Origin of the sequence: Kitasatospora sp. MAP5-34, from assembly GCF_029894335.1 — a bacterium.
Taxonomy (GTDB): domain Bacteria; phylum Actinomycetota; class Actinomycetes; order Streptomycetales; family Streptomycetaceae; genus Kitasatospora.
Map to the genome: position 1 here is coordinate 1 of NZ_JARXZC010000083.1, position 5,346 is coordinate 5,346.

At 70.7% G+C, this 5,346-nt stretch carries 1 protein-coding gene; it reads right to left on the minus strand.

The window, feature by feature from the left end; translation table 11 throughout:
• On the minus strand, nucleotides 1-5,346 hold a 5,346-nt coding region (locus P3T29_RS32290), incomplete at both ends, for a non-ribosomal peptide synthetase (RefSeq protein WP_280720243.1).

A 5,346-nucleotide genomic window follows, 5' to 3' on the forward strand; every position in this document is an offset into this window, starting at 1 on the left:
CCGGTGTGGCCGGTGAGTTGGTACCAGCGGTTGGCGAGGTCGGTGGTGAAGGTGTCGCCGGCGGCGATGATCTGTCCGGCGAGGTTTGCGGCCTGGTCGGTGGTGAGTTGGTGGGTGAGGAGTTCGAGGTGGGCGGGGGTGAGCTTGATGAAGCTGTAGGGGGCGCCGGCGGCGAGGGTGGCGCCGAGGTCGGCGGTGTCGAGGTTGTGGGGGAGGAGGTGGACGGGCTGGCCGGTGACGAGGGGGGTGAAGATGTTGGGGATGCCGAGGTCGAAGGTGATGGGGGAGAAGAGGGGTGCTCCGCCGGGGGTGGTGGCGTAGGTGGTGGTGGTGAAGGCGAGGTAGTTGGCGAGGCCTTGGTGGTGGGCCATGACGCCCTTGGGGGTTCCGGTGGAGCCGGAGGTGTAGATGATGTAGGCGGTGTCCAGCGGGTGGATGGCGCGGGCGGGCGCGGTGACCGGTTGGGTGCTCATCCGGTCCAGCAGGACGAGGTGGGCTCCGGTGTCGGGCAGGGTGGGGGCGAGCTCGGTGGTGGTGAGGACGATCTTCGCGTTGGTGTCGGTGAGGATGTGGGTGAGGCGCTCTGCGGGGAGCTTGGGGTCCAGGGGGAGGTAGGGGGCGCCGGACTTCCAGGTGGCCAGGAGTGCGGCGATGAGGTCGGTGGAGCGTTCGAGGTGGATGCCGACCGGGCCGGTGACGCCGAGTGTCTTGAGCTGGTGGGCGATCTGGTTGGCCCGGTCGTCGAGCTGGCGGTAGGTCGTCGTCTGTTCGCCGAAGATGATGGCGGTGGCGTCGGGGGTGGTGGTGGCCTGGGTTTCGAACTGGTCGATGGCCAGGGCGGGGACGGGTTGCTGGGTGGCGGTGCCGGTGGCGAGGAGGTGGGCCTGTTCGCCGGCGGGGAGGGGGCTGGTGGTGGCGTCGCCGTGGGGGTCGGTGGCCATGGCTTCGAGCACGGTGCGGTACATCGCCGCCAGTTGTGCCGCGTTCTCGGGGGTGAGGGTGCGGGTGGTGGCGGTGAGGTGGATGTGGCCGTTCTGGGCGATGGTGTTGAGGGCGAATTCGTTGACGGCGCCGCCGATGGTGCCGGTGGTGTCGATTTTGTCGGTGTCGACGTGGTGGAAGTCGAGGTAGTCGAACAGGACGGTGATGAGCCGGTCGGCGCCTGCCGTGCGTTGGATGGCGGGCAGGGGGTGGCGGCGGTGGCCCCAGATGCCGGTTTCGGTGGTGTAGGTGTCGCGGACGAGGTCGAGCCAGGTGCGTGAGTGGCCGGTGCGGAAGGCGATGGGGAGGGTGTTGAGGTGCATGCCGAGCACGCGTTCGGCGCCGGGGGCTTCGAGGCGGCCGTGGGTGACGAGGCCGGTGTGGAAGGCGGTTTCGGTGGTGAGGGCGCTCATCACCTTGAGGTGTGCGGCGAGCAGGACGGTTTTGAGTGAGGCGCCGGCGGTGGTGGCCAGGGCGCGCAGCCGGTCGGCGAGGTCGGCGAACTCGGCCTGGGCGTGCAGTGGTTCGGCCTGACCGGAGGTGGATCCCCAGGCGTCGGGCAGGGTGAGGGGTGCGTGCTGGTCGGTGATGTCCTTCCAGAACGCCTGGTCCTCGGCACTGTCCAGCGATGACAGCTCGGCGGCGATGAAGTCGGCGTACCGGACGGTGAGTTCCTCGAAGGCGGGCTGCTCGTGGCCGTCGCGGATCGCCCGGTAGACGTCGAGCAGTTCCATGGTGAGGGCGTTGAGGCTCCAGCCCTCGGTGATCGCGTGGCTCTGGGTCAGCGTGAGCCGCCAGGCCGCGTCCGACTCCAGATGCACGTTCACCCGCAACGTGGGCGCGATCGACATGTCCAGCAGCCCGGCCCGCTCCTCTCGCGCCCAGGCGTACTCGGCCTCGCGCTGCTGAGTCGGGTCCAGGTGTCGCAGATCGTGCACCGCCACCGGCAGTTCGACCGACGCGTGCACCAGCTGCAGCGGCTGCCCGTAGCCGTCGAGGTGCATGGAGGTGCGCAGGATGTCGTGCCGCTGCACGACGATCCGCAGCGCGGCTTCCAGTGCGTCGAGCGAGAACTCCCGCCCGTCCGGCACCCGGAAGGAGTTGATGTTGACGTACGTCCCGCGCTCGCCGCTCGCGAGCATCTCGACCAGCATGCCGGTCTGCACCTGCGAGAGCGGGTAGGCGTCCACCACGTCCTCGGGCAGCGCGGCCCGGTCCGCCTCGCCGATCAGCGCGAACGGCTCGACGGCCGCGAAGCGTCGCACGTCGTCGCCGGTGACGGCGTTGGCGGCGAGGTTGGCGATGGTGCGGTGGACGAAGATGTCGCGGATCTCGAGCTGGTAGCCGTGCTCGCTGAGTGCGCCGGCCAGGCGGACGGCGCGGATGGAGTCGCCGCCGAGGTCGAAGAAACTGTCGGTGACGCTGATCCGCTCGTAGTCGAGTCCGAGGATGTCGGCCCAGGCGGTGGCCATGGCCTGCTCGGCCGGGGTGCTCGGCGCGACGCGCTCGCCGGCGCTGAAGGCGTCACGGTCCGGGGCCGGCAGCGCGCGGGTGTCCAGCTTGCCGCTGATGCTGAGCGGGATCCGGTCGATGACGACGAACGCGCTCGGAACCATGTAGTCGGGCAGGGTGGTGGCCAGCTGGGCGTGCAGCGCGATCGGATCGACGGTCACGCCGTCCTCGACCACCAGGTAGGCAGCCAGCGTCTTGTCGCCGGGGATGTCCTCGCGGGCGATCACGACAGCGTCCCGAAGGCCTGGGATCCCGCGCAACTGGGCCTGGATCTCGCCGAGTTCGATGCGGTAGCCGCGGATCTTCACCTGGGTGTCGATCCGGCCCAGGTACTCGAGGGAGCCGTCGGGGTTCCGGCGGGCGAGGTCGCCGGTGCGGTAGAGGCGGGTGCCGGCGGTGCCGTACGGGTCGGGGATGAACCGCTCTGCGGTGAGCTCCGGTCGACCGAGGTAGCCCCGGGCCAGGCCGGCACCGCCGATGTGGAGTTCACCGGGGACGCCGGGCGGGGTGGGGCGGCCGGTGCGGTCGAGGACGTGGAGCGAGTAGTTGGCGAGCGGGTCGCCGAGCAGGACCGGCGACGGGTCGGCGGGGACGGACCAGGAGGACGCCCAGACGGTGGCCTCGGTGGGCCCGTAGACGTTGAGCAGCTGGGCGGTGTGGGGGCGGAGCTCGGCGGCCAGGGAGGCCGGGAGCTCTTCGCCGCCGACCAGCGCGGTGGTCTCCGGGTGGTGGTACCCGCCCGCGAGGAGCAGGCGCCAGCCGGAGGGGGTGGCCTGGACGTGGCTGATCCGGTGCGTGGTGACCAGGTGGTCGAGGGCGACCGGGTCGGCGATCTGCTCGCGGATGGCGAGGATGACGCGCCCGCCCGTGGTGAGCGGGAGGTGCAGCTCGAGGTTGGAGATGTCGAAGGAGACGGAGGTGGTGGCGAGCCAGGTGCCGGTGAGGTGGGCGAAGGAGCCGACGAGGTTGCTGAGCGCCCCGTGCGGGAGCATGACGCCCTTGGGCCGGCCGGTGGAGCCGGAGGTGTAGATGGCGTAGACGAGGTGGTCGGGCGTGACACCGAGGCCGGGGTTGGTCGCGGGCCGGCCGCCGATGACGTCGCCGTGCGCGTCGATGAGGATGGCCGTGCCGGGGAATCCGGCGGGGATGCTGTCGAGGTCGGACTGCGTGATGACCAGCTCGGCGGCGGCGTCCTCGAGGATGTAGCCGAGGCGGTCGGCGGGGTTGGCCGGGTCGAGCGGGAGGTACGCGGCGCCGGCCTTGAGGACGCCGAGCAGGGCGGGGACGAGTTCGGGGCCGCGTTCGAGGCACACGCCGACCAGGCTGTCGGGGCGGGCGCCGAGGGAGATCAGGTGGTGGGCGATCCGGTTGGCCCGCTCATTCACCTGACGGTACGTCAGCTCGCTGTCCTCGCAGACGACTGCGACAGCGTCGGGAGTCTCGGCGGCCCGGGCCTCGAAGGCCTCGTGCACGCAGACGTTCTCCGGCTCCCCGATCGCCGGGTTCCACGCCTGGATCAACCGCTCTGCGGTCTGCGGCGGCAGCGCGCCACCCGTGGCGTCGCCCTGGGGGTCGGCGGCCATGGCCTCCAGCACGTACCGGTACATGCCGGCCAGCAGCTCGGCGTTCGCGTGACTGACGGTGTCGGTCGCGCCGATGATGTTGACCGCCTCGGCCGTGCCGGAGACGTGCAGCTCGAACTCGGTGGTCCCCTCGATCAGGGTCGCCCGGGCGTCGATCTTCTCGGTGTCGACGTGGTGGAAGTCGATGAACTCGAACATGATCGAGACGAGGCGCTGTGAGCTCGTCGCGTCCCGCTGGATCGCGGGCAGCGGGTAACGCCGGTGCCCCCAGATCTCGATCTCGCGGGCGTACGTCTGCTCCACCAGCTGCACCCAGGTGGGCGCGGAACCGGCGACGGCCGGGACGGGCACGGTGTTGAGGTGCATGCCCAGCACCTTCTCGGCGCCGGGAGCCTCCAGCCGCCCGTGGCAGATCAGGCCGGTCTGGAAGGCGTCCTCGGTGGTGAGGGCGCTCATCACCTTGAGGTGCGCGGCCAGCAGAACGGTCTTGAGCGAGGCGCCGGCTTGGGCGGCCAGAGCGCGCAGGTCGTCCGCGAGGTCCGTGAACGGGACCGGCAGGCGGTAGCGCTCCGCCGGGTTCTCCCGGTCGCCCCAGGTCCCCGGGACGGTGAGCGGGGTGTGGTGATCGGTGACGCCGAGCCAGTACGCGCGGTCCTCCTCGCTTTCCAGCGAGGCGAGTTCGGCCGCGATGAAGTCGGCGTAGCGGGCGGCCGGCGCCTCGTACGCGGGCAGCTCCTCGCCGTCCCGGAGCGCACGGTAGGCCTCCAGGATCTCCATGAGCATGGAGTTGTAGCTCCAGCCCTCGGTGATCGCGTGGCTCTGCGTGAAGGTCAGGCGCCAGGCGTCGTCGGACTCCAGGTGCACATTGGCCCGCACCAGCGGCGCGACGGCCGGGACAAAGACGTCCGCCCGCTGCTGGTCGGCGAACTCGGCGGTGGCGAGCTCCACCTGCCCGGCGTCCAGGCCGCGCAGGTCGTGCACGGTGAGCGGCAGCTCGACGGCACTGTGGACGAGCTGCAGCGGCTGCCCGTAGCCGGTGAGGTGCATGGAGGTGCGCAGGATGTCGTGCCGACCGACGACCACGCGGATCGCGTCCCGCAAGGCGTCTGCGGAGAACGGCTTGCTGTCCGGGATCCGGAAGGAGTTGATGTTGTGGTAGCTCCGGCGACCGCTGCTGGCCAGCATTTCGACGAGCATGCCGGTCTGGATCTGGGAGAGGGGGTAGGCGTCGTGGATGTTGGTGGGGAGGGTGTTGCGGTCTTCGGCGCTG